The sequence below is a fragment of the Micromonospora sp. NPDC049204 genome (genome assembly GCF_040647935.1).
In the GTDB taxonomy this organism is placed as follows: Bacteria; Actinomycetota; Actinomycetes; order Mycobacteriales; family Micromonosporaceae; genus Micromonospora.
Window position 1 is genome coordinate 25,997 of record NZ_JBEZDC010000029.1, and the last position, 24,781, is coordinate 50,777.

Here is a 24,781-nt window from a genome sequence, read left to right on the forward strand (position 1 = left end):
TCGCTCACGAGGACGACGCCGCCTTCGTCGCGGCGCCGTTCCGGGCGGCCTTGCGCGTCGTCGGGGCCTCCGCCGCCGCGTCCAGGTCGACCGGCAGTTGGTCGGCCTGCGAGTACGTCACCGCGGCCTTGACGAACGAGGCGAACAGCGGGTGCGGGCGGGTGGGTCGGCTCTTCAGCTCCGGGTGCGCCTGGGTGGCCACGAAGAACGGGTGCAGGCTGCGGTCCAGCTCGACGAACTCGACCAGCCGACCGTCCGGCGACGTGCCGGAGATGTGCAGGCCCGCCTTGGTCAGCGCGTCCCGGTAGGCGTTGTTCACCTCGTAGCGGTGCCGGTGCCGCTCGCTGATCTCGGTGCTGCCGTACGCCTCGGCGACGATCGAGCCCTCGGTCAACGTCGCCGGGTACGCCCCGAGGCGCATGGTGCCGCCCAGGTCACCCTTGCCGGCGACGATGTCCTCCTGGTCGGCCATGGTGGCGATGACCGGGTGCGCGGCCTGCTCGTCGAACTCCAACGAGTTGGCGCCGTCCAGGCCGGCCAGGTGCCGGGCCACCTCGATGGTCATGCACTGCAGGCCGAGGCAGAGGCCGAGCAGCGGGATGCCGGTCTCGCGGGCGTACCGGGCGGTGCCGATCTTGCCCTCGATGCCGCGCACGCCGAAGCCGCCGGGGATGAGGATGCCGTCCACGCCGGCCAACGCCGCGGCGGCGCCGGCCGGGGTGACGCACTCGTCGCTGGGCACCCAGCGCAGCTGCACCCGGGCCCGGTGACCGAACCCGGCCGCGCGGATCGCCTCGCTGACCGACAGGTACGCGTCGGGCAGGTCGACGTACTTGCCGACCACCGCGACGGTGACCGTGTGCCGGGGGCGGTGCACCCGCTCCAGCAGGTCGTCCCAGCTGGCCCAGTCCACGTCTCGGAACGAGAGCCCGAGCCGGCGCACCACGTACGCGTCGAGCCCCTCGCGGTGCAGCACCTTCGGGATGTCGTAGATGCTCGGGGCGTCCGGGGCGGCGACGACCGCCTCGGTGTCCACGTCGCAGTACAGCGACAGCTTCTCTTTGAGCTTCACCGGGATCTCCCGGTCGCAGCGCAGCACGATCGCGTCCGGCTGGATGCCGATGTTGCGCAGCTGCGCCACCGAGTGCTGGGTCGGCTTGGTCTTCAACTCACCCGACGGGGCCAGGTAGGGCACCAGCGAGACGTGCAGGTAGAAGCAGTTGTCCCGGCCCAGGTCGTGGCGGACCTGACGGATCGCCTCCAGAAACGGCAGCGACTCGATGTCGCCGACGGTGCCGCCGACCTCGGTGATCACCACGTCGGGAAGCTGGCCGTCCTCGTCCGGGTCGGCCATCGCCAGGATCCGCGACTTGATCTCGTTGGTGATGTGCGGGATGACCTGGACGGTGTCGCCCAGGTATTCCCCGCGCCGCTCCTTGGCGATCACGTCGGAGTAGATCTGGCCGGTGGTGACGTTCGCCTTGCCGGACAACGCCCGGTCCAGGAAGCGCTCGTAGTGCCCGACGTCGAGGTCGGTCTCCGCGCCGTCCTCGGTGACGAAGACCTCACCGTGCTGGAACGGGTTCATCGTCCCGGGGTCGACGTTCAGGTAGGGGTCGAGCTTCTGCATCACCACCCGCAACCCGCGCGCGGTCAGCAGGTTGCCGAGGCTGGAGGCGGTGAGGCCCTTACCCAGCGAGGAGGCGACGCCCCCGGTGACGAAAATGTGCCTGGTCGTCCGTGCTGATGGGGCCAAGGCCTGCTCCCGTGTCGTCTGTCGCGGTCATGGCAGACCGCCGTGCTTGATCAGCAAAAGTGATCACGCGATCCACGGGATTCGACGGTAACACCTCCCGGGCGGGTACCCGCAGGCCGCACCCCGGCTGCGACACCACCGGGTCGTGCGGGCGCTCAGGACGCGGCAACCTCGGTCGATGACCGGTTGACCTGTCGGGGCGGCACGGGCACCGTCGAGGCGGTCTCCGGAGTCGTCCCGCCCCGGGTCGGCCCCGCCGGCTCGTCGGAGTCGACGGAGGAGTCGTCGGCGTCGGCCGAGGGGTCCGCGGAGTCGGCCGAGGGCTCGTCGGCGTCGGTCGGAGGGCCGTCCGGTGTCGCCGGCGGCGCGACCGCCTGCGGTGCGCCCGCGGGCGCACCGCTGATCGGACGGGGATGGACCGCGCCCAGCGGGCCGCCACCCCCGGTCGGGCCGTCACCGTCACCGACCGGACCGACCCCGCCGGACCCCGGGTCGTCGGCGCCGTCCGCGCGGGAGCGACCCGGCAGCGGGCGGGTCCGGTCGGCGGCATGTCCGAGGACCCGCAACGACGCCAGGGCCGCCATCGGCACCACCAGCGCGGCGGCAGCACCCAGCACGTCGAGTGCCGCGCCGTCGAGCACACCACCGAGCACGGCGGCGACCACGGTGCCGGCCATCGCGGCCCGGACCGCCGGGTAGATGCCGAACAACCGCATCAGCCCACCCCACGGCTGCAACAGGGCGAACCACACCAGCAACCCACCCACCAACGCCAGCACGGTCAGCGGGCTGTTGACCAACGTCTCGAAATTCTCCGTGCTGGACCGGTGCACGGTGAACCCGCCGGTGCCGTCGCCGAGCGCGGAGAGGAACCTGCCCAGGCTGCCCCGCTCGGCCGCCGAACGCCGCAGGTCCACCACCGCGAACCCGATACCGACCGCCAGGGCGGCCATCGCCGCCCAGGCCAACCGGCTGACCGTCAACCAGCCACCGGCGCTGATCACGGCGGCGACGCTCACCCCGGCGGTGAGGGCGATCGCGCCGACCGGGTCGGCGCCCAGGAACGGGCTGCCCACCACCACCACGGCCAGGCCACCCACGGTCACCATCACCGCGGGCCGCCAACCCCGGTGCAGCCGCTGGGCGAACCAGCCTCCGGTGAGCAACGCCCCGGCGAGGAAGACGCCCAGCCCCACGGTGCTCAGCCCGGCGTACCGGCCACCCTGCAACGCGGAGTAGCCGACCACGCCGTTGAGCTGCAGTCGGGCCCCGGTGAGCACGTCCAGCCCGACGACGAGTGTGGTGAGGCCGGCCACCGCACCGAGGGGGCCGAGGGTGCTCGCGTACCCGGGGACGAACCGGACCGCCGTAGTGCCGGCGGCCACCAGCAGCCCGGTGATCCCGGCGAACAACCAGCCGGGGTGATCACCCCGCCACCAGGGCACCGCGTCGGCCAGCAGCGCCGCCGGCACCGTCAACGCCACCGCGACCAGCAGCAACTCCGCCACGGCCACGACCCGCCCGGAGACCGCGGTCGGGCCGGCCGGCCCGGCGTGCGGGCGGGCACGGCGCAGCAGCGGCAGGACCGCCAGCGCCAGCAGCACCTGCACACCGGCGAGCAGCGTGAAGAACCGACCGGAGACGGTCCGCTGGGCGGCCGCCTCCCGATCGGCGTTCGCCGGGGCGCTGATCGCGTCAGCGAGGTCGGCCGGACGACCACCGGTGCTGACCGCCGGCCGGCCGAGGAAGAGCCGTTCCGGCATCGGCCGGCCCAACGCGGCGAGGGCGGTCGGCGCGAGGTCGACAAGTTGCAGGTAGCCGTCGCGGCCGGTGCTGGCCGAGGTGAGCCACCCCCGCTCCCAGCCCGGACCGTCGGCGACCGCCACGTGCAGCCGCGACGGCTGGGCGGTGTCGGAGATCCCCGCGACCAGCACCAACGACCGTGGTGGGCGCGCCGCCAGCACCCGGGCCAACTGGGCGTCCGCCGCTCGGGCCTGCCCGGCGCGCGACGCCGGGTCGGTCCCCTCGACCGTGCCGAGGTCGACGATGCTCAGCACGCACGAGCCGAGCAGCACCCGCGGATCGGCCGGCAACGCCGAGGCGTACCTGTCGACGCGGCCGAACGGTCGGGCGGCCGCCACGGCCGCGCCCGGACCCACGGCGACGGAACAGCGGACCGACTCCGACAGCGAACCGGGCATGGCACCCCAGGACAGGCGCTGCTGGTTGTACTGCACCACGCTCTCCTGGTCGGGCAGGTTCGCGCCGATGCCGTCGGGTTGGTCCACGGCCACCCCGGCCGGCGGGCAGCCGTCGGGCGGCCGGCTGCCGTTCCACGCGGCGAAGCTGCCCGCGCCCAGGGTCAGCCAGCCGTCCACGGGGCAGGTGGGTCGGTGCGCGGAACGCACCGACAGCGATCCGATCGACCCGTCCTGGGCCATCCGCCACAACGTCGGGGTGCTCTGCGGATCGACGTCCTCCCAGCGCAGCCCGGCGATCCCGGCGAGCACCACGAAGTCGGCGGTGCGTTGCGGGGCGCTCCGCGGTGGGCGGGCGGCCAGCGCGGTGACGCCGAGCGCCACCACGAGCACGGTCAACAGGGCAGGGGCGATTCGGCGCAGCATCACCGGTGTCCCGTTCTCGGGGCGTCGGAGTCGGGGGTGGCCGCCGGACCGGTGGATTGCCCGGTCAGCTCGGCGTACAGGGCGGCCAGCGTGGCGACAGTGTCCGTCTCGGTCGGCCACGTCGCCGCCCGCCCGGCGCCCCGCCGGCCCAGCTCGGCCCGCGCGGCCGGGTCGTCCAGCAGCGCACGCACCGCCGCGTCGACCGCGTCCACGTCGCCGGCGGGAACCAGCGTGGCGGCGTCGCCGACCAACTCCGGCAGACCGCCGACCGCGGTGGCCACCAGCGGTACGCCGGCGCGCAGCGCCTCCTGGGCGAACAACTGCCGGGCCTCCCAGTCGCTGGTCACCACCGCGAGGTCGGCGCCGGCGAGCAGGTCGGCCACGTCGGTGCGGTGCCCCAGCAGGGTCACCGGTGCGCGGGCCGCGGAGGTCCGCGCGGCCAGCGGCAGATACGCCGGCCCACTGCCCGCGATCACCACGACCGGCGGTGGGGTACGCGTGCGCCAGCGGGCAGCCGCGTCGATCAGCACGTCGTAGCGCTTCTGCGGGTGCAACCGGCCCACCGAGACGATCAACGGCTGGTCCGGCCGTACGCCGAACTCGGCGCGGACCGCCGCCGGGCGTCGGCGCGGCGGGGGAAGCGTCGGGGCGGCGACCGGGGCGAGTCGGGCATCGGTGGCGCCCAGCGCGGCGGCCCGGCGCACCAGATCCGTGGAGGCGCCCAACGCCACCCGTGCGCTGCGGGCCACCACCCGTTCCGCGAGGCGGGACATCCCACCCCGCAGTCCGCCGGAGAGCACCGCGTTGTGCCAGGTCACGATCAGCGGAGCGGCGGGACGGGCCAGCACGGCGACCAGCCCGGCCCGCAGTCCGTGCGCGTGGACCACGTCGACGCCGGCGGCGGAGAGCACCCGCCGCAGGGCCAGCACCGCACGGGCGTCGGCCGGAGTCGGGCTGGCCGGGATCTCCACCGGCTCGAACCGCGCACCCACACCGGTGAAGTCGAACTGTTCCTGGGTGGCGGCCGGCCCGCAGACCAGAACGGTCGCGCCGCCGGCGACGAGACCGCGGGCCGCCGAACGGACGTGCTGGCCGACCCCGCCGGTGCTGGACGCGAGCACCAACGCGACGGTGCCCGACCAACCGGCAGGCTGAGGTGGCTCAGTCATCGCGCTGCCGTCTCCTTCCCGTCGCCCCGCTGCGGGGAGACCGGCGTCGGCCCACCGCCCCGTGGCCCCCGCCGACCCAGACGCCGCAGCACCCCGGCGAGCAGCGGCTGCACGTCTCGCCGGTCGACGAACCAGACCACAGCGAGGAACACCGCCCCGACCAGAACCCCGGACAGCATGCCCTGACCGAGTGCCGCCGCCGTCGTCGGGGTGCCGCCGCCCGGTGTGTCGAGACAGCGGGTGAGGCCCAGCCCGGCGAGCGCGGCGAGCACCCCGGCGAGGCCACCGGCCGCCCCGGCACGGGCCGCGCCGGCCAGCGCCGGACGGCCGGCGCTGCGCCCCACCGCCAGGAGCAGCAGCGCACCGAGGACCAGCATCCCCACCGAGTTCGCGGACGTCACCGCGAGCACCCGGTCGGCGGTGGGGAGCAGCGCCGTCAACGGCAGCGCCACGGCCGGAACGACCAGCCAGCCGAGGGTGATCGCCACCGTCGCCGAGCGGGTGTCGCCGCGGGCGTACAGCGCGCGGGACAGCACCGCGAACAACCCGTAGCCGAGCAGCCCCGGCGCGAACCCGCTGATGGCCGCCGCGGTGGACGCCGGGTTGTCCGGGTAGAAGAGGGCGGCGATCGGCTGCGCGGTGCCGACCAACGCCGCGACGCCCAGGCAACTGAAGAGCAGCACGCCCCGCACCGCGCCGGAGAGGGTCCGTCGATAACCGTCCTCGTCCCCGGCGGCGCTGGCGGTGGCCAGGGTGGGATAGGAGGCCACCGCCAACGGCACGGCGAGGACCGCCCACGGCAGCAGGTAGATCGCCTGGGCCAGGTTGAACACCTGCGGGGAACCGGTGGGTCCCCCGGAGACCCGGTTCAGCACCACCAGGAGCGCGATCTGCTGTGCGGCCACCGTCACCGCACCGGCCGTGGCGAGCCCGCCGACCCGCTCCCGCGCGTCAGGGGTGAAGGCGTACCCGAAGCGGGGCCGCACCCGCAGCCGCCGCAGCGGGATCAGCAGCGAGAGCGACAGCACGACCACGCCCAGGGTGGTGCCGCCGGAGAGGAGCAGTTCGCCGCTGCGGCCGACCTGGGCCACGGACACGCCCCGCCCCTGAGCGGCGCCGAAGGCCACGTAGACGACGACCACGGTGAGGCTGGACAGCAGCGGCGCGATGACGGGCCAGGCGAAGCGTCGGTGTGCCTGCAGGACGCCGGTGAGCACGATGCCGATCCCGTAGAGCGGCAACTGCGGGGCGAACACGCGCAGCATCCGCGCGCCGGCGGCGAGTTCGGCCGCCGATCGTCCCTCACTGATCAGCGAGATGATCGGGTCGGCGAACAGGACGACGAGCACGGCGAGGGGAACCAGCAGGCTCACCGTCCAGGTGAGCAGGGCGCCGGTGGTCGCCGCCACCGTCCGCCGGTCGTCCGCCGCGACCGCCCCGGCGAGCAGTGGCACGACCAGGCTGGCCAACGCCCCGCCCGCGACGATCTCGAAGACGATGTTCGGCACCGTGTTGGCGATGACGTACATGCCGCCGAGGTCGCTCTGCTCGACCACCCAGGTGAACACGGCGGTGCGGCCGAAGCCGGCGAGGCGGCTGGCCACGGTGAGGACGGCGATGAGCGCGGCTGCCCCGGCCAACCGGCCGGCGCCGGCGAGGGGTGCCGGTCTGCTCACGTCAGTCGGCGCGCCGGCCCAGAGCGTCGAGCTCCCGCAGCCCCGGGGTCCGCTGGATCACCGCGGTGAAGCTGACCTTCTCGCTGGTGGCGGTGAGACCGGCGAGCAGCGCGAGCAGACCGGCGCGGCCGAGCGGGCCGCTGCGGGCGGCGAGCGCGACCCCGAGCAGCGCCCCGAGCGCGTTCGCGCCGCTGTCGCCGAGCATCACGTCCTCGGCCAGGTCGTCGCGGAGCAGGCCGGCGGCGGCGCCGGCCACGCCGGCGGTGATCCCGCCGTGCGGGCCGCCGGTCAGCGGCGCGGCGAGCAGCAGCCCGGACTTGAGGGCGCGACCCGGCCGCAGGTCGAGCAGGTTGAGCAGGTTGGCCGTGCCGGCGATCACGCCGGCGCCGAGCAGCACGTCGACGCTGCGGCCGAACGCGCCGTGACGCTGCCGGCGGGGGTGCGCGGCGACGCGGGGGTCGGCGGCGAGCAGCGCGGCGGCACCCAGCCCGGCGGCACCCACGCCGACGACCTTGACCAGGCCCGCGGTGATCCGACCCGCGCGCAATGCGGCGAGGTGACCGGCGAAGCCCTTGGCCGCCTTCTGCTCCGGCCGCGCGCCGACCACGTCGTCGTAGAGGCCGACGCCACCGGCACCGAAGCCGGCGACCAGGGCGGCGGCACCGGAGGCGCCGCTGGTGGCACCGAACGCGCCGGCGGCGCTCGCCCCGGCGGCGAGCGCCGGGCCGGCGGCCAGGGTCAGCGTGCGGCCGCGGAAGTTGGTGCGCTCCAGCGCCGGTCCGGCCGGGGAGGTGCGCACCTCGCGCAGCGCGTACCGGGCCGCCGCGGCACCGGCGCCGGCGATCAGCAGCCGGCCCAGCGCGCTCACGCCGCCGCCCCGCGGGGCCGCAGGCTCGCAGAAGCGTCGGTTACGGACACGGGGGTACGTCGTTCGCTCACTGGGGCAGTGTAGGCACCAGGCCGGAGGCGGCGTTGTCGCCGACGCCGTACTGGCCGGCCTTCTTCTCGGTGAGCTGCTGCACCAGGGCGAGGGCGGTGACCAGTTGGCCCTGCACGGTGTTGGCGTTGTCGACGGTGGAGATGGTCTGGGAGAGCACCGGGTCACCGCGGACCACGGACACCAGGTTGCCGCCGGCGGAGCCGTTGCCGGCCACCACGATCGAACCGGTCCGGTCGAACTGCTCAGCGATCTTGACGACCGACTCGTCCCGTTTGTCGGAGTCCTTGTCGACGTACGGCTGCCCGCTGACCACGACGACCGCCTCGGCCGAGCCGGTGACCTTGTTGTTGTCGGTGGTCAGGTAGCCGGCGTTGTTGTACGCGGCGAGCACCGCCCGCCGGTCGGCGTCGCTGACCGGCGCGGTGCCCTGGGCCCGGTCCAGCAGGACACTGGCCAGCAGCGCGCTGGAGGTCTCCACACCGTGCCCGTTGCCCGGCAGGCCGGTGGTCTGCGCGGTCGGGCGGGCGGCGGTCACGGCCAACTCCAGCAGGTTGGAGTTGTTGTCCGGGTTGACGAGCTTGTCCTGCAGATCGACCCGGCCGGTGATGGTGGCCCCGGCGAGCTGAAGTTTCTTGAGCACACCATCGGTGTGGTCGCGCCCGTTGGGCAGGGTGAGCAGCAGCACGCGCCGCCCGGTCAGGGTGCTGGGGAGGACGACCTGGGACATCTTGTCGGCGAACTCCTCCTCCAACCCGAGCTGCTTCTCCATGTTGTTGACCTGCTGGCGCCAGTACTGGTTGTCCTTGCGCAGTCCGGTGACCTGCCCCTCGAGCGAATCGGCGACCGGACCGTTGAGGGCGGCCGTGCCGACCACCAGGCCGATCGCCAGAGCCAGGAAAACCGCGGTGAGCGACACCACGTGGTAGCGGAAGTTGATCACGCTTGCAGCCTCTTGATCGGTCGGGAACTAGAAGAGCCGGTACAGCTGGAACACGAAATTGTCCCACCACTCGGCGACCACGCCCAGGTACGCCTTCCCGACGGTCGAGACAGCCACCGCGGACGCCATCGCCGCGATCGCCGACAACACCAGCAACAGCAACGAGGACCCGGAGATGCTCTGCCGGTAGAGCCGGCTCACACCCTTGGCGTCGACCAGCTTGCCACCGACCTTCAGCCGGGTCAGGAAGGTCGAGGCCATCCCGCCGCGACCCTTGTCGAGGAACTCGACGAGCGTGGCGTGGGTGCCGACCGCGACCAACAGCGAGGCGCCCTTCTCGTCGGCCAGCAGCATGGCCAGATCCTCGCTGGTCGCCGCCGCCGGGAAGGTGATCGCCGGCACGCCGAGACCGTTGACCCGGGGCAGACCGGGCGCCCGCCCGTCCGGGTACGCGTGCACGATCACCTCGGCGCCGCAGCGCAGCACGTCGTCGGTGACCGAATCCATGTCCCCGATGATCATGTCCGGGGTGTACCCGGCCTCGACCAGCGCGTCGGCCCCGCCGTCGACGCCGATGAGCACCGGCTTGAACTCCCGGATGTACGGGCGCAGCACGTCCAGGTCGGCCTTGTAGTCGTAGCCGCGCACCACGATGAGGCAGTGCCGCCCCTGCATCTGCGTCTCGATGTCCGGCACACCCACACCGTCGAGCAGCAGATCGCGCTCCTGACGGAGGTAGTCCATCGTGTTGGCGGCGAACGCCTCCAACTGCACCGACAGGCCCTCCCGGGCATCGGCCATCGCCTTGGCGACCGACTCGGCGTCCTGCAGGCTGCCGTGGGCCACCGGCTCGTCGCCGGAGAAGACCGTGTTGCCCTCGATGCGGACCTGGTCGCCCTCGCGGATCTGCTCGAAGACGCCCTCCCCGAGGTCGTCGAGGAGCGGAATGCCGGCGGCGATCAGCACCTCCGGGCCGAGGTTCGGGTAACGGCCGGAGACCGACGGCTTGGCGTTGAGCACGCCGCCGACCCCGACCGCGACCAACGAGTCGGCCGCCACCCGATCCAGGTCGACGTGGTCGATGATCGCGATGTCACCAGGGCGCAGCCGACCGACCAGGCGTTTGGTCCGCCGATCAAGGCGCGCGGTGCCGAGGACTCTGCCCGGTTCGGAGTTCCGATTCCGGCGCAACGTGGGTAGACGCATCGTGACCATCCTGGCATGTGAGGCAGGCTTTTCTGTCGCGACATGCCTGAGCAGGGCCGCCTACCCAGGGAAGCACACGACGGCACAAGCCGGTGTGCTTGCGCTCACAATACGCGGCGTCACAGCCGCCTTTCCTTGGCGGCCACGGCCAAGAGCTCCTCGGCGTGAGCGATACCCAGATCGGAATCGGGCAAACCCGCAAGCATCCGGGCCAACTCCCGGGCCCGCTCGGTGTCCTCCACGACCCGCACCCCGCTGGTCGTCACCGCGCCGCCGGTGTCCTTCGCCACCACGAGATGCCGGTCGGCGAACGCGGCCACCTGCGGCAGGTGTGTGACGACGAGCACCTGGTGGCTGCGGGCCAGCCGGGCCAGCCGCCGACCGATCTCCACCGCCGCCTGACCGCCGACGCCCGCGTCGACCTCGTCGAAGACCAACGTGGGCGGGCCACCCGAGCCGGCGAAGACCACCTCGATGGCGAGCATCACCCGGGACAGCTCACCGCCGGAGGCGCCCCGCTGCAACGGCAACGACGGCGCGCCCGGGTGGGCCAGCAACCGCAACTCCACCTCGTCGCCACCGTCCGGCGCGACACCCACCTCCACGCCGTTGACCGACAGCGTCGGCTCGGCGCGACCAGCCGGGCGGGGCAGCACCGCCACCTCGATCCGCGCGTGCGGCATGGCCAACCCGGCCAGCTCGACGGTGACCTGGTCGGCGAACCGGACCGCCGCCTCCTGCCGGGACGCCGACACCCGCCCGGCCAGGTCGGCCACCTCCACGGCGAGCCGCTGACCGTCGCGCTCCAGCTCGTCAAGCAGGTCGTCGGACGTGTCCAGGTCGGACAGTCGGGTGCGCGCCCGGTCGGCCCAGGCGATCACCCCGTCGACGTCGTCGGCGTACTTACGGGTCAGCGCCCGCAGCGCCGCCCGCCGCTCGTAGACGTGCTGCAACCGGGCCGGGTCCGCGTCGAGCGTCGCCAGGTACGCCGACAGCTCCGCCGACACGTCGGTGACGAGCGTGGCCGCCTCCTCCAGGCGGGCCGCCAGCTCACCCAACGCCGGGTCGGTGCCGGACTGCGCCTCCAACGTCCGTCGGGCGGTGCCGAGCAGCACCGTCGCGTCCGGTGCCTCGTCGGCGGCCTCCGCACCGCCCGCCACGCACTGCTGGGCGATCTGCGCGGCGGTCCGCAGCCCCTCGGCGTGCTCCAGCCGCTGCGCCTCGGTCTTCAGCTCGTCGTCCTCACCGGGCTGCGGATCGACCCGGGTGATCTCGTCGAGACCCAGCCGCAGCAGGTCGGCCTCCTGGTTGCGCTCGCGGGCGTTGCGCCGCCGGTCGGCCAGGTCGTCGACCACCCGCCGCCACCCGGTGTACGCCTCGCGCAGCGCGTCGAGCAGCTTCTCGTGCGCGGGGCCGGCGAAGCGGTCCAGTGCGGCGCGCTGCTCGGCGGGGCGCAGCAGCCGCAGCTGGTCGGACTGGCCGTGCACGGCCACGGCCTGCTCGCCGACCTCACCGAGCATCGACACCGGCATGCTCCGGCCGCCGACGTGGGCGCGCGAGCGCCCCTCCACCGTGACCGTGCGGCTCAACAGCACCGAGCCGTCCTCGTCGGGCTCGCCACCGGCCTCGGTGATCCGCGCGTGCACGGCGTCGGCGACCCGACCGCTCAGGCGCAACCGCCCCTCGACCACCGCCCGGCCGGGTTGGGCGCGGACCCGCCCGGCGTCGGCCCGACCTCCGAAGAGCAGGCCGAGGCCGGTCACCACCATCGTCTTGCCCGCACCGGTCTCGCCGGTGATGACGTTCATGCCGCCGGTCAACGGCAGCGTGGTGTCCTCGATGACGCCCAGTCCGGTGATGCGCAGCTCTTCCAGCACAGCCACCGACAGTAGACGCGGGGCCCGACAGTTGACCAGCCGACGGGCCCGGGTGCGGCCGACACCCGGCCGCCGTACAGTTCTGCCCCGTGTTGGATGTGATCGGCCTGACCACGGCTGAGGAGGAGCTCTACCGCTGCCTGCTCCAGCTCACCACGGCCCGCATCGACGAGTTGGTGCGCCGACTGAACCGACCCCGCGACGAGGTCGTCGCCCAGGTCGAGGCGCTGCGCGCCAAGGGCCTGGTGCAGCCCACCGACAACGACCCGGACGCGTCGCTGCGCCCGACCGCCCCGGACGTCGCCCTCGGCGGGACGCTCCTGCGCCGCCAGGAGGACCTGGAGGCGGCCCGCCGACGGGTCACCCAACTGGCCGAGGAGTACCGCTCCGGGCTGCGCCGGCAGCACGTCGACCACCTCGTCGAGGTGATCGCCGGCGCCCGGGTGCTCCGCGACCGTCTGCGCGATCTGCAGAATGCGGCACGCACCGAGGTCCTCTGGTTCTGCCGCGCCAACCCCCTGGCGATGGCCGGCCCGGAGAATGTCGAGGAGTTCGACGCGTTGGCCCGCGGGGTGAGCTACCGGGCCATCTACGAGCGTGACCTGCTGCTGGAACCGGGCGCGTTGACCGACCTGGCCAAGGGCGTCGCCGCCGGGGAGCAGGCCCGGGTCCTGGACCGGCTGCCGGTCCGACTGGCCATCGTGGATGCCCGCATCGCCATCTGCCCGTTGGTGCCCGACCGCGACGGCGGCGAGCCGAGCGCCGCCGTGATCGGCCGCAGTCAACTGCTGGACGCGCTGCTCGCCCTCTTCGAGAGCCACTGGCGGGTGGCCACCCGGTTGCGGCTCGACGATCCCCTGGCCGTCGCGGCCCCCGAGGCTCGACGGCCGGGGCCCGCGGACCAACCGGGCGACGGTTACCAGCCCGACGCCGACGAGGCGCGGCTGCTGTCGCTGTTCGTGGCGGGCGTACCGGACAAGTCCATCGCCTCCCAGCTCGGGGTGAGCCGGCGGACCGTGCAGCGGCGCGTCGCCGACCTGATGGCCGCCGCCGGGGTGGACACCCGGCCCGGGCTGGCGTTCCAGGTGGCCCGACGCGGCTGGCTCTGACGCGGCGGGGTCCGCCGTCGAGTGACGGCGGACCCCACCCGGGCGGGACGGCCCCCGCCGCCCCGCCCGGCGCGCGTCAGCGCAGCCCGTACGCCGAAAGCACCGTCTGCTCGACGGTGTTCCCGGCCCGGTCGGCGGCGCGCACCCGCAGCGACACCGTTCCACGCCCGGCCGGCACGGTCGCGGTGTACCGGGTGCCCGACCCCCTGGTCGGCGCGGTGCGCCAGGTGACGCCCCCGTCGAAGGAGACCTGCACGCGGACGCTGGCGCCGGTCGGCGCGGGCACCCCGGCGGGCTGGCGCAGGGTCAGCGCCAGCTGGTGCGGCCGGTCGCCGCGGACCGTGCCGAGCAGGTCGGCCGGCACCCGGTAGTCCACCTGCAACAGCGACAACGGCGTGGCGGCGTCGCCCGTCGGTCGCGCCGAGGTGAACTCCCAGGCCGTGTCGGTCCGGGTGGCGTAGCGCCACTCGTCCGAGGACCGCTTCGTGGTCATGTCCAGCCGGTAGCGGGCCCGACCCGCCGTGGTGGGCACCGGGACCCACCCACCGGACAGGTCGGCGATCTGCTGCCCGTCCCGGCTGACCCGGGCCTCGACGGTGTCCGACTCCTCACTGCCGCCGGCCACGCTGTAGTGCCCGTCGGCGTCGACGAACTCGGGCACCCGCAGAGCCAGGGTGTCACCGGTCCGCGTGGGAACCGGCACCCCGCTGGCCGGCACGGCCGGGCGGACCACCGGGGCGTGCCAGGCTTCGGTCTCCCGATCGTCCGCGCCGTAGCGCCGGGGCTCCTGGTTCAGGCCGCCGGCCAACTGCCCCCACTGCAGGTACATGAGCTTGTGCTGCACCCGGTGCTGCCACCAGTTGTCCCCGGCGCTGACGAACTCCTGCCGGGTGGTGCCGTTGCGGACCATCCGCTGGTCGTCGTTCCAGGAGTACTCCTGCCACGGACGCCAACCGAAGCGCTGCTCACTGGCCCAACCCGCACCCGTGTCGCCGTAGCTCGCGCTCACCTCGGCGGTGTTCTTCGCGGTCACGGTGTGCACGATCCGCTCCGGCACCCGACCCTTCGACACCTGCCACACGTCGTACAGGTACGGGCTGTCCACGGTCAGCGTCAGGTCCAACGTCGCCCGGCCCTTCCCGGCCGCCGCGATGAGCCGCTGCCCGTCGTCGTAGGCGACCGCCATCGACGGGATCGGCAGGCGGTCCCCGAGGGGGCGCCACACCGTCCACGCGGAGAAGTCCGGCGACCGAACGACGAGCACCGCCGCCGCACCGGCGGCCGCCGCGGCGGCGATCTGCTCGTCCTCGGAGCGGTTCGGGTCGGTGGCGAGCAGCGCGGCGGCGCCCCGCACCCGGGTCAGCTCAGCGGGAGTCCCCGTACCGGCCCAGACCAGCGCCAGCTTCCGCCGGCCGGCCGGCGCCGGTGACGAACCCATCAGGTTGATGTCCAGCGGACCGGACACGCCGCTGACCTTCGCATCCACCATCGGGGCGACGAGCTGCCAGCGCGAGGCGAACTCGAACTCACCCCGGCGCACCTGGCGCGTCGGCGTCACGTTGACCTGCTGAACAGTGCTGTACGACATCACCCCGTGGTCGACCTGCCGGCCGTTGCCCATCACCCGGTGCACGTAGTAGCTGAGCGTCGCCTGCTGCTCGCTGGGCTTCGGCGTCTCGATCCGCACCGGCGTGCCCTTGCGGGCGTCGAGCACCACGGTCAGGTCCCGGTCGACGGTCAGCTCCGGCTCGACGACCTCGGTCAGTTGCTCGTCCAACGGGGCGCCGTGCTCGACCATCGCGGTCAGCAGGTACGCGCCCTCCTCGACCTGCAGGGTGCCCTCGCCCGGCCACCAGCCCCAGTAGTCCGACTCGGGCTGCTCACCGAAGAGAGTCAACCCCGGCGACACGGTCAGCCGACCCTGCCGGTCCAACACCTTCACGGTCACCTGGTGCATCGGACCGCTGACGGTCAGCCCGACCGGGGTCCGCACGACCACGCCGTCGGTACCGGTCGCCACCAGCCAGCCGCCGTGCGGACCCCGGGCCAGCTTCGCCGGGTCGGCGCGCAGCGGCACGGCCACGCTGCCGCCCGCCGGCACGGTCACCTCGCCGGAGCCCACGGCGACGCCGTCGGTCTCGGCCGCACCGCTGTCCAGGTTGCGCAGGTCCACGGCCAGCCGCAGGGTCCGCGCCTCCTTCGCGCCGTTGGTGTACGTCACGGTCCGCTCGACCGCCGCACCGCCGGTGGAGATCCGGCCGAAGTCCGCGGTGGCCGAGGCGACCACCTGCTGCGTGAGCGCCCGGGCCACGTCGACGCGACCACCACCCTGCTCGAAGACGGTCAGCGCCGGGTTGGCCTTCGTGGTGCTCACCAGCGCGTCCTTGAGCCTGCCGGCGTTCCAGTCCGGGTGTTCCTGAGCGAGGATCGCGGCCGCCCCGGACACGTGCGGGGTGGCCATCGAGGTGCCGTTCGCGGTCGTGTACGCGTCGCCCACCGGCGTACCCATGGTGGTGCCGGCGGCCCGCGCGGCGACGATCCCGACGCCCGGGGCGGTGATGTCCGGCTTCAGGCCGTTGTCGCCGAGCCGCGGACCGCGGCTGGAGAACTCGGCCAGATTGTCGTCGCGGTCCACCGCGCCGACGGTGAGCGCCGAGGCGGCCGCGCCCGGCGAGCCGACGGTACGCGCCGCACCCGCGTTGCCCGCGGCGACCACGAACAGCGCGCCGGTCTCGGCGGTCAGGTCGTTGACGGCCTGACTCATCGGGTCGGTGCCGTCGGTCGGGTCGCCGCCGAGGCTCATGCTGACGACCTTCGCGCCGGAGTGGGCGGCCCACTCCATGCCGGCGATGATGGACGAGTCGTAGCCGGAGCCACCGTCGTCGAGCACCTTGCCGATCAGCAGCTTCGCGCCGGGGGCCACGCCCTTGCGCAGCCCGGCGGACGCCGCGCCGCTGCCGGCGATGGTGGACGCCACATGGGTGCCGTGGCCGTGCCCGTCGCGAGGGCTGCCGCTGTTGGAGAAGTCCCGCGCCTCGGCGATCCGATCGGCCAGGTCGGGGTGGGTGGCGTCGACACCGGTGTCGAGCACCGCCACCTTCACGCCGGCACCGTCGCGGCCCGCTGCCCAGGCCGCCGGGGCGCCGATCTGCGGCACGCTGTGCTCCAGCGTCGGGCGGACCTTCCCGTCCAGCCAGATCCGCGCGATGCCGGCGCCGAGCGTGGCCGGCGTCCCCCCGGCGACACGCTGCCCGGGCGTACCGGCGAGCGTGGTCCACAGGCCACCGAGGTCGCCCTTGCCCACCCGCAACGCCGCGCCGTTGATGCTCTCCAACGGCCGGGCGTCGGTGGCACCGGCGAGCGGCCTGACCCTCCCCGCGGCCTGCTCCTGGTAGCGCACGATCAGCGGCAACGCGCCCTGCTCGGCGTCGCCGTAACCGTCGGCCGCCAACTCCTGCACCTCGAAGAGGTTCGCGTCGAGAACCCCGCTGGAGACGTAGGGCAGGACGTCGCTGGGCAGGACCCGCAGCCGGCCGTCGACCTCCAGAGTCTGGAAGATGACCCGCTCACGCCCGGGTCCCGGGCGGACGGTGGCGGCGACCCGGCCCGGCGCCGCCGGCGCGAGCTCGACCTGGTCGCCGGTGATCAGGGTGACGCGGACGGGTGCCGCGAGCGGGGTGGGCGTGCCCGAGTTCGGGCCGGTGGGCCGGACGGGCGGGTCGGCGGACGCCGGTGCGGCGAGGCCGACCACCAACGCGCCGACCGCGCCGACGGCGAGCCAGCGGGGGGACCAGTGCATGCGATGTGCTCCTCTACTCCTCCAGGCCCACCATCCGTGGATGAGGGCCGATCGGAGTCTGCGACGGAGCCTGTCACCAGGTCACTAGTCACCAGCCGCCGCAGCGGCGACATGTCGTCAGGTGGACAACCGCCGTCCACCCACGGTGCACGCCGCGATCACCGGCGGCTGCCGCGCCAGCCGTGCAGCGATCACCGGCGGCTGCCGCGCCACCCGTGCACGGGAAGGCCGAACTTGGCGACCAACCGGTCGGTGAACGGACGGGCCCGCAACCGCACGATGCGCACCGGCAGGGCGCCCCGACGCACCGTCACCCGGGCACCCGGTGGCAGGTCGTAGACGCGCCGCCCGTCGCAGGACAACACGGCGAGGGTGGTGAACGGGTCGACGGTGATCACGAAGGTGGACGTCGGGGCGGTGACCAACGGGCGGCTGAACAACGCGTGCGCGCTGATCGGCACCAGCAGCAACGCCTCCACCTCCGGCCAGACCACCGGCCCGCCACCGGAGAACGCGTACGCGGTGGAGCCGGTGGGGGTGGCGCAGACGACACCGTCGCAGCCGTAGCGCGACAGCGGCCGCCCGTCCACGTCGACGAGCAGTTCGAGCATCTGCGCCCGCTCGCCCTTCTCGATGCTGATCTCGTTGAGCCCCCAGGACTCGATGGTCGGCCCACCGTCGAACTCGGCGGTCACGTCCAGCGTGAGCCGCTCGTGAACCGTGTAGTTGCGATCGACGACGTCGCGCACCGCGCTGTCCAGGTCGTCGATCTCCGCCTCGGCGAGGAAACCCACCTTGCCGAGGTTGATGCCGAGCAGCGGCGCCTTCGCCGGCCGGGCCAGCTCGGCGGCGCGCAGGAAGGTGCCGTCCCCACCGAGCGCGAAGACGATCTCGGCGCCCTCGGCGGCCTGTGGACCGGCGACCGGCACCACACCGGGCAGGTCGAGGTCGTCGGCTTCGTCGGCGACCACCCGTACCTCGAAACCCGCGGAGATCAGGTCGGCGGCGACCGACCGGGCGTGCTCGGTGCTGCGCCGTCGGCCGGTGTGGGTCACCAGCAGCGCGGTCCGGCTCATCGGGCCACCCGCCCGACCCGGCCCGAACCGTGCCGCGCCACCGTCACCGTCGCTCCGACCCGGCCGCGTGTCCTCCCGCGGACCGTCGCGGCGCCCTCGCTGCGCGCGTTCACCCTGCGACCTCCTCCGCCGCCACGTCCGGCACATCGCCGGCCGTCGGGCCCTCCGGCCCGGCCGCCACCACCGCCCGTACCCGCTCCGGGTCGGCCGGTGGCGCGCCCCGGCGCAACCATACGAAGAACTCCACGTTGCCGCTCGGCCCGGGCAGCGGACTGGCCGCCACGTCGGCCAGGCCGAGACCGAGCCGCGCGGCCGCCGCCGCCACGTCCAGCACCGCTTCGGCGCGCAGTTGCGGATCGCGCACCACACCACCGGCGCCGACCCGGTCCTTGCCCACCTCGAACTGCGGCTTCACCATCAACGCCAGGTCACCGTCGTCCCGGGTGCAGCCGGCCAACGCCGGCAGCACCAGCCGCAGTGAGATGAACGACAGGTCGGCCACCGTGAGCTCGACCGGCCCGCCGATCACGTCCGGCTCGAGGGTACGGACATTGGTGCGCTCCAGCACCCGGACCCGCTCATCCGTACGCAGTGACCAGGCGAGCTGCCCGTAGCCGACGTCCACGGCCACCACCTCGGCGGCGTCGGCGCGCAGCAGCACGTCGGTGAAGCCACCCGTCGACGCGCCGGCGTCCAGGCAGCGCCGGCCGGCGACGCGCAGCCCACCGGCCCCGAACGCGGCCAGCGCGCCCGCGAGCTTGTGCCCGCCCCGGGAGACGTACTCCTCGGTCGGGTCCTCGCCGGTCACCAGCAGCGGATCGGCGGGGTCGACCATCGCGGCGGCCTTGCGCGCGACGACCCCGCGCAGTTGGACGCGGCCGGCCTCGACCAACGCGGCGGCCTGCTCCCGGGAGCGGGCCAGACCACGGCGGACGAGTTCGGCGTCCAGCCGGTTGCGACGTGCCATGGGTGGTTCTCCGGTCTGCTCAGGCCTGGTCGTCCCACTCAGGTCTGGTCGATGGTGGCGAGGGTCTCGCGCAACGTCTCGTAGGCCGCCTCGTACTGGGCGATCTGGTCGGCCGGGGCCAACGTCGCCGCGTTGGCCATGGCCCGCACCGCGGCGTCCACCGCCGGGTGCCGCGCCTCGTCGTCTCCGACGTCGGGCAGCGGGCCGGGCCGGACGCCCACCGGCGGGCTGGGCCGGGCCGCACCGCCGGCCGGTGGGCCGGGGCGGGCTGGGAACGCCGCGTTCGGTGGAGGGCCGGGGCGGGCCGGGAACGACCCGCCGGCCGGTGCGCCTGGCTGGCTCATTCGGCGTCGTCCGGAGGCTGTTTGCGGACGGCCTTCTTGGCCGGCATGACCGCGGGAGTGGGAGCCTCGTCGGCGTCGCCGAGCGGCGCTGGCGGCTTCTTGGCGATGGCCTTCTTCGCGAGGGCCTTCTTCGCCACGGCCTTCTTCGCGACGGCCTTCTTGGCCACCGGGGCACCGGCCGAGGCGTCGGAGGGCACGAGACCGCTGACGGGCCGCGCGGCCAGCGCGGGGTCGGGTTGCGCCGTGCTGCCGCCGGTGGCCGGATCGGCGGTGCTCGGCGCGGCGGTGGTCGGCTCAGCGGTGGTCGGAGTGGCAGCGGTGGTCGGAGTGGCAGCGGCGGTCGGCGCGGCGAGCGGTGCGGTGGTCGGCTCGGCGGCGCGTGCCTCGCGGAGCTGCCGTTCCAGGTCGTGCACCCGTCGGGTCAGCTCGGCCACCTCGTCGGCGGTGGCCAGCCCGACCGCGCCGAGCGCCCGGTCGACCTCGAATCGGACCAGCTTGGTCAGCGCCTCCCGGTTGGCGGCGCCGGTGGTGACCAGCTCCTCGCCGAGGGCCTGGAGCTGGGCGGCGGTCGCGCCGCCGGAGCCGACGAGACGACGGGCCACGTCCTGGGCCTTCTTCCGGGGCGCCTCCGCGAGGCCCATGGCCAGCTCGAGGTAGGCGCGCCACGCGTCCTGCATGCCTGAGTCCTTCCACGGGGCGGGGTGTGCAGGTGTCACGCTACCGGGCACCCCGGACCAACCCGTGCGGTACGGTGCCGAGGACGGCGTGGCGATCAACGAGGGGGAGATGTGGCCAGCGTGGACGAGTGCCGGCAGGCTTTGCAGGAGCTGGCCGCCCGGCTGGATCGCAACGCCGAGACGGTGCGCGAACGGATCGACCTGGACCGGACACTGGCCTGCCGGATCACCGATCTGGACACCGCGTTCCACGGCCGGATCACCGGCGGTCGACTTGTCGAGTTGACCGACGGCGACGATCCCAAGGCCAAGATCGCGCTGAGTACGTCCAGCGATGACCTGCTCGCCCTGGTCCGCGGCGACCTGGACGTCACCAGCGCGGTGACCTCCCGCCGGGTGTCGATCAAGGCCAACCCGTTCGATCTGCTGAAGCTGCGCAAACTGCTCTGACGAGCCCCGTCAGGCTGCTCTGACAAGCCCGGTCAGGCAGCGGCGGTCACACCGAAGCTCTCCACCGCGTGCGTCGCGTCCGGGCCGATCGGGCGGATCTTCGGCAGCGCCGGCTCCGACGCCGACCAGGCCACCGCGCAGAGCGCCGCCACCGCGTCCAGCGGCCGACCTGAGCCGGCCAGCTCCAGGGTGCCGTCGCGGTCGGTCACGGACCAGCCAGCGGCGTCCGCCGCGCCCGGGACCCGCACGGCAGCCGCCGGGTCGAAGAGCCCCGCCAGGTCATTCGCCACGTACGTGGGACGGCGCTGCGGAGGGGCGGCCAGCAGATCCGGTACGCCGTGGACGCCGGTGAGCACGAGCAGGCTGTCCAGCCCGGCACGGCGGGCACCCTCGATGTCGGTGTCCAATCGGTCACCCACCACGAGGCTTCGGCCACCTCCCGCGCGCCGAGCGGCGGTCTCGAACAGCGCCGACTCCGGCTTGCCGACCACCACGTCCGGGTCCCGTTCCAGCGCCGTCCGCAGCACCGCCACCAGCGACCCGTTGCCGGGCAGCGGACCTCGTCCACTGGGCAGCGTCCGGTCGGTGTTGGTGGCGATCCAGAGCGCTCCGGAGCGCACCGCGATCGACGCCTCGGCCAGTTCGGCCCAGCCGACCTGCGGCCCGTACCCCTGCACCACCGCGGCCGGATTCTCGTCGGCCTTGCTGACCGGGGTCAGGCCGACGGCGCGCAGCTCCGCACGCAGCGCTTCCGCCCCGACCACCAGCACCGGCGCGCCGGCGGGCAGCCGATCCCGCAGCAACTCGGCCGACGCCGCCGCGGAGGTGAGCACCTCCTCCGGCCGGGCCGGCACACCCATCCCCGTCAGCAGGTCGGCGACCTCGCTGGACCGGCGGGACGCGTTGTTGGTGGCGTACGCCACCGCCCGTCCCTCGTCGTGCAGCCGGGCCACCGCCTCGACGGCGCCGGGGATCGGCCGGTCGATCAGGTAGATCACCCCGTCCAGGTCGAAAACGACAAGGCTGTACCCGTCGACCAGCCGCTCCCCCGCGCCCCCGTTCACCGCTGCGTCGGCTCCGACTCGTCGCCCCGGGTGGGGGCGGTCTCGTCGGCGTTCACCGTGTCGCCGGACGTCACACTGCCGTCGGCGGCGGTGTCCACCTCGGCGTTGCCGGCGTCGTCCGGGTGACGGTCCTCGTCCTCGTCGACGGAGTCCTCGTCGTCGCCAGGACGGCCGACCGCACCGTCCCGCTCGTCGTCGTCGAAGTCCTCGTCGTCGTCGTCGTCTTCGTCTTCGTCGTCTTCTTCGTCTTCGTCGTCTTCGTCGTCGTCGTCGTCGAAGTCCTCTTCGTCGTCGTCGCGGTCGTCGTCGCGGTCGTCGTCGTTCGCGCCGGTCAGGTCGGCGTCCGGTTCCGCCGGAACCGCTCCCGGAGCGCCCGGGCCCGCGGCGATCTCCTCGGCGGCCTCGTCCTCGTCGTCGCCCTCGATGACCACGCCGTCGAGTTCCAGCAGCCGCTCGGCGGCGTCCGTCTCACCCTCGGTGTCCACGTCAGCAGCACGGGAGAACCACTCGCGGGCTTCCTCACGCCGACCCACCGCGAGCAGCGCGTCGGCGTACGCGTAGCGCAGCCGAGCCGTCCACGGCACCGTCGCCTCGCTGGTGAGGTCCGGGACCTGGAGCATCGCGACCGCGGCGTCCTTCTGCCCGAGGTCACCGCGGGCACCCGCGGCCACGATGAGCAGTTCGATCGCGACGGCCTGGTCCAGCTTCTCCCGGTCGGCACCACGGAACAGGTCGATGGCCCGCTCCGGCCGGCCGAGCGCCCGCTCACAGTCCGCGAGCACGGCCAGGTGGCTCTGCAGACCACTCATCCGGTGGTACGTGCGCAGCTCGGCGATCGCCGACTGCCACTCCCCCGCGTGGTACGCGGCCAGACCGACCGCCTCACGGACCGCGGAGATGCGCGACGCGAGCCGCCGGGCGGCCAGCGCGTGCGCCAACGCCTCGGCCGGGTCCTCGTCGATGAGCTGACCCGTCGCCACCAGGTGCCGCGCCACGGTCTCGGCGACCGGCTTGTTCAGCGAGAGCAGCTCAGCGCGAACGTCCTTGTCGAGGTCGGTCGCGACGATGTCGTCCGGCAGGGCCGGGGCCGCGCTACGCCCACCGTCGTACGAGTCGGAGCCGCCAGCACGGTCGTCACGGCGGAACTCGCCCTCACGACGCGGCCGATCGTCGGCCCGGGGAGCACCCGCCCGCTCGCCGCCCCGGTAGCCACCCTCACGGTCGCCACCCCGGTAACCACCGCCGTCACGCGGCCCACTCGGCCGAGAGCTGTCCCGGTCACCACCTCGGAAACCGCCCTCGCGGGGAGCACCGCGGTAACCGCCTTCGCGAGACGCGCCGCCTTCGCGACGGTCACCGCCGCGGAAGCCGCCCTCGCGGTCACCACCGCGGAAGCCGCCCTCACGCGGAGCGCTGGAGCGCGAACCATCGCGGAAGCCGCCCTCACGACGGTCGCCGCCCCGGAAGCCACCCTCACGGTCGCCACCCCGGAAGCCACCCTCACGCGGAGCGCTGGAACGCGACCCATCGCGGTCGCCGCCACGGAAGCCGCCCTCACGACGGTCACCGCCGCGGAAGCCACCCTCGCGGTCGCCGCCGCGGAAGCCGCCCTCACGAGGCGCGCCGCCGTCACGCGGTCCACTCGGCCGGGAACCATCGCGGTCGCCGCCACGGAAGCCGCCCTCACGACGGTCACCGCCACGGAAGCCACCCTCGCGGTCGCCGCCGCGGAAGCCGCCCTCACGAGGCGCGCCGCCGTCACGCGGTCCACTCGGCCGGGAACCGTCACGGTCGCCGCCACGGAAGCCGCCCTCACGACGGTCACCGCCGCGGAAGCCACCCTCACGGTCACCGCCGCGGAAGCCGCCCTCGCGGGGGGGACCGGAACGGGTGCGATCGCCACCCTGATAGCCGCCCTCACGACGGTCACCGCCACGGAAGCCACCGTCGCGGTCACCACCACGGAAGCCGCCCTCACGACGGTCACCCCCGCGGAAGCCACCGTCGCGGTCACCGCTGCGGAAACCACCCTCACGCGGAGCGCTGGAACGGGAACCGTCCCGGTCGCCACCACGGAAACCGCCTTCGCGACGGTCACCCCCGCGGAAGCCACCGTCGCGGTCACCGCCGCGGAAACCACCCTCACGCGGAGCGCTGGAACGGGAACCGTCCCGGTCGCCACCACGGAAACCGCCTTCGCGACGGTCACCGCCGCGGAAGCCGCCCTCACGCGGGGCGCTCGAGCGCGAACCGTCGCGGTCGCCGCCCCGGAAACCACCCTCACGAGAGGGGCCGGAACGGGTGCGATCGCCGCCACCCTGGTAGCCGCCTTCGCGACGGTCACCCCCGCGGAAACCACCGTCGCGGTCACCGCCCCGGAAGCCACCCTCACGGGGGGCGCTGGAACGCGAACCGTCCCGGTCACCGCCGCGGAAACCACCTTCGCGACGGTCACCGCCCCGGAAACCACCGTCGCGGTCGCCGCCGCGGAAGCCACCCTCACGCGGGGCGCCCGAGCGCGAACCGTCCCGGTCACCGCCGCGGAAACCGCCTTCGCGACGGTCACCGCCCCGGAAACCACCCTCACGCGGGGCGCTGGAACGCGAACCGTCGCGGTCGCCTCCCCGGAAGCCACCCTCACGCGGGGCGCCCGAGCGCGAACCGTCCCGGTCACCGCCGCGGAAACCACCTTCGCGACGGTCACCGCCGCGGAAACCACCCTCACGGGGGGCGCTGGAACGCGAACTGTCCCGGTCACCGCCACGGGAACCAGAGTCACGGCCGCCGGCGTAGCCGCCGCGGGCGCCGCCAGCGCTGTCGCGGTCTCCCCGGTACGGGGGCCGGCCTTGGTCATCGCGGCGCGGGCCGCGGTCGCGTCCGCCCGCACCGTCAGTACGGTCTTCGTAGCGACGGGGACGGTCTCCGCCCTGCGGTCCTGAACTCACAGGTACATCCTTCCTGATTGCGCCACCAATGGCGCTACGCAGTCGAGGGCCGACCCGGATGGGGCGGCCCTCGACTGGAAGATTGTCCGGCGGCGTCCTACTCTCCCACACCCTCACGAGTGCAGTACCATCGGCGCTGGAGGGCTTAGCGTACGGGTTCGG

The 24,781-nt window shown here is 74.0% G+C and carries 18 protein-coding genes; 3 read left to right on the forward strand and 15 right to left on the reverse strand.

What is annotated here, in order from left to right:
• Positions 1-4 precede the first annotated feature (4 nt).
• From AB0A90_RS33650 to recN, 8 genes are all read right to left on the reverse strand, one after another.
• On the reverse strand, positions 5-1,756 hold the full coding sequence (locus AB0A90_RS33650; protein ID WP_357255839.1) for a CTP synthase: 1,752 nt from the start codon (positions 1,754-1,756) through the stop codon (positions 5-7).
• A 155-nt stretch (positions 1,757-1,911) separates the two neighbouring features.
• Entirely contained in the window at positions 1,912-4,380 is a 2,469-nt protein-coding gene (locus AB0A90_RS33655) for a hypothetical protein (RefSeq protein ID WP_357255841.1), read from the reverse strand.
• On the reverse strand, positions 4,380-5,549 hold the full coding sequence (locus AB0A90_RS33660; RefSeq protein ID WP_357255843.1) for a glycosyltransferase family 4 protein: 1,170 nt from the start codon (positions 5,547-5,549) through the stop codon (positions 4,380-4,382). Before AB0A90_RS33660 ends, AB0A90_RS33655 begins: the two co-directional genes overlap by 1 nt.
• Entirely contained in the window at positions 5,546-7,225 is a 1,680-nt protein-coding gene (locus AB0A90_RS33665) for a lipid II flippase MurJ (RefSeq protein ID WP_357255845.1), read from the reverse strand. Before AB0A90_RS33665 ends, AB0A90_RS33660 begins: the two co-directional genes overlap by 4 nt.
• 1 nt (position 7,226) lies before the next feature.
• A complete protein-coding gene (locus tag AB0A90_RS33670; RefSeq protein WP_357255847.1) occupies positions 7,227-8,093 on the reverse strand; it encodes a hypothetical protein in 867 nt (288 codons plus the stop codon).
• A gap of 67 nt (positions 8,094-8,160) precedes the next feature.
• On the reverse strand, positions 8,161-9,105 hold the full coding sequence (locus tag AB0A90_RS33675) for a copper transporter (protein WP_357255849.1): 945 nt from the start codon (positions 9,103-9,105) through the stop codon (positions 8,161-8,163).
• A 27-nt stretch (positions 9,106-9,132) separates the two neighbouring features.
• Complete coding sequence (gene steA, locus AB0A90_RS33680) at positions 9,133-10,311, reverse strand: putative cytokinetic ring protein SteA (RefSeq protein ID WP_357255851.1); 1,179 nt, start codon at positions 10,309-10,311, stop codon at positions 9,133-9,135.
• Positions 10,312-10,430: 119 nt separating this feature from the next.
• Positions 10,431-12,188: a DNA repair protein RecN gene (gene recN, locus AB0A90_RS33685; RefSeq protein WP_357255852.1), complete on the reverse strand. Its 1,758-nt coding sequence runs from the start codon at positions 12,186-12,188 to the stop codon at positions 10,431-10,433.
• Positions 12,189-12,277: 89 nt separating this feature from the next.
• On the opposite strand from recN, the gene AB0A90_RS33690 reads away from it, so the two are divergent.
• On the forward strand, positions 12,278-13,297 hold the full coding sequence (locus AB0A90_RS33690) for a helix-turn-helix domain-containing protein (protein ID WP_357255854.1): 1,020 nt from the start codon (positions 12,278-12,280) through the stop codon (positions 13,295-13,297).
• A 76-nt stretch (positions 13,298-13,373) separates the two neighbouring features.
• On the opposite strand, the gene AB0A90_RS33695 is transcribed toward AB0A90_RS33690, so the two are convergent.
• From AB0A90_RS33695 to AB0A90_RS33715, 5 genes are all read right to left on the reverse strand, one after another.
• Positions 13,374-17,096, reverse strand: coding sequence for a S8 family serine peptidase (locus AB0A90_RS33695; RefSeq protein WP_357255856.1), 3,723 nt, complete (start codon positions 17,094-17,096; stop codon positions 13,374-13,376).
• 191 nt (positions 17,097-17,287) lie between these two features.
• On the reverse strand, positions 17,288-18,172 hold the full coding sequence (locus AB0A90_RS33700; protein ID WP_357255858.1) for an NAD kinase: 885 nt from the start codon (positions 18,170-18,172) through the stop codon (positions 17,288-17,290).
• Positions 18,173-18,281: 109 nt separating this feature from the next.
• Positions 18,282-19,139: a TlyA family RNA methyltransferase gene (locus AB0A90_RS33705; protein ID WP_357255860.1), complete on the reverse strand. Its 858-nt coding sequence runs from the start codon at positions 19,137-19,139 to the stop codon at positions 18,282-18,284.
• A gap of 38 nt (positions 19,140-19,177) precedes the next feature.
• Entirely contained in the window at positions 19,178-19,360 is a 183-nt protein-coding gene (locus tag AB0A90_RS33710; protein WP_357255869.1) for a hypothetical protein, read from the reverse strand.
• Positions 19,361-19,479: 119 nt separating this feature from the next.
• Entirely contained in the window at positions 19,480-20,160 is a 681-nt protein-coding gene (locus AB0A90_RS33715) for a hypothetical protein (protein WP_357255861.1), read from the reverse strand.
• 111 nt (positions 20,161-20,271) lie between these two features.
• Here AB0A90_RS33715 and AB0A90_RS33720 point away from each other — a divergent pair, with 111 nt between their 5' ends.
• The gene (locus tag AB0A90_RS33720) at positions 20,272-20,610 is read left to right on the forward strand and encodes an SCP2 sterol-binding domain-containing protein (protein WP_088947517.1); all 339 of its coding nucleotides are present in this window, start codon (positions 20,272-20,274) and stop codon (positions 20,608-20,610) included.
• Between the two features lie 32 nt (positions 20,611-20,642).
• Here the strand turns inward: AB0A90_RS33720 and AB0A90_RS33725 are convergent, their stop codons facing one another.
• Positions 20,643-21,674: an HAD-IIA family hydrolase gene (locus tag AB0A90_RS33725; RefSeq protein WP_357255863.1), complete on the reverse strand. Its 1,032-nt coding sequence runs from the start codon at positions 21,672-21,674 to the stop codon at positions 20,643-20,645.
• The gene (locus AB0A90_RS33730; protein WP_357255865.1) at positions 21,671-22,669 is read right to left on the reverse strand and encodes a hypothetical protein; all 999 of its coding nucleotides are present in this window, start codon (positions 22,667-22,669) and stop codon (positions 21,671-21,673) included. Before AB0A90_RS33730 ends, AB0A90_RS33725 begins: the two co-directional genes overlap by 4 nt.
• On the opposite strand from AB0A90_RS33730, the gene AB0A90_RS33735 reads away from it, so the two are divergent.
• Positions 22,604-24,613 carry a hypothetical protein gene (locus tag AB0A90_RS33735; RefSeq protein ID WP_357255871.1) on the forward strand — a complete coding sequence of 670 codons (2,010 nt, stop codon included), beginning with the start codon at positions 22,604-22,606 and terminating at the stop codon, positions 24,611-24,613. The two genes, AB0A90_RS33730 and AB0A90_RS33735, sit on opposite strands and share 66 nt — an antisense overlap.
• The last annotated feature ends 168 nt before the right edge of the window (positions 24,614-24,781 follow it).

Bases quoted from the DNA above. Each gene is read 5' to 3' on its own strand.
- AB0A90_RS33655 (WP_357255841.1), bottom strand. From the start codon at position 4,380: ATGCTGCGCCGAATCGCCCCTGCCCTGTTGACCGTGCTCGTGGTGGCG.
- AB0A90_RS33660 (WP_357255843.1), bottom strand. From the start codon at position 5,549: ATGACTGAGCCACCTCAGCCTGCCGGTTGGTCGGGCACCGTCGCGTTG.
- steA (WP_357255851.1), bottom strand. From the start codon at position 10,311: ATGCGTCTACCCACGTTGCGCCGGAATCGGAACTCCGAACCGGGCAGA.
- AB0A90_RS33695 (WP_357255856.1), bottom strand. From the start codon at position 17,096: ATGCACTGGTCCCCCCGCTGGCTCGCCGTCGGCGCGGTCGGCGCGTTG.
- AB0A90_RS33700 (WP_357255858.1), bottom strand. From the start codon at position 18,172: ATGAGCCGGACCGCGCTGCTGGTGACCCACACCGGCCGACGGCGCAGC.
- AB0A90_RS33705 (WP_357255860.1), bottom strand. From the start codon at position 19,139: ATGGCACGTCGCAACCGGCTGGACGCCGAACTCGTCCGCCGTGGTCTG.
- AB0A90_RS33715 (WP_357255861.1), bottom strand. From the start codon at position 20,160: ATGCAGGACGCGTGGCGCGCCTACCTCGAGCTGGCCATGGGCCTCGCG.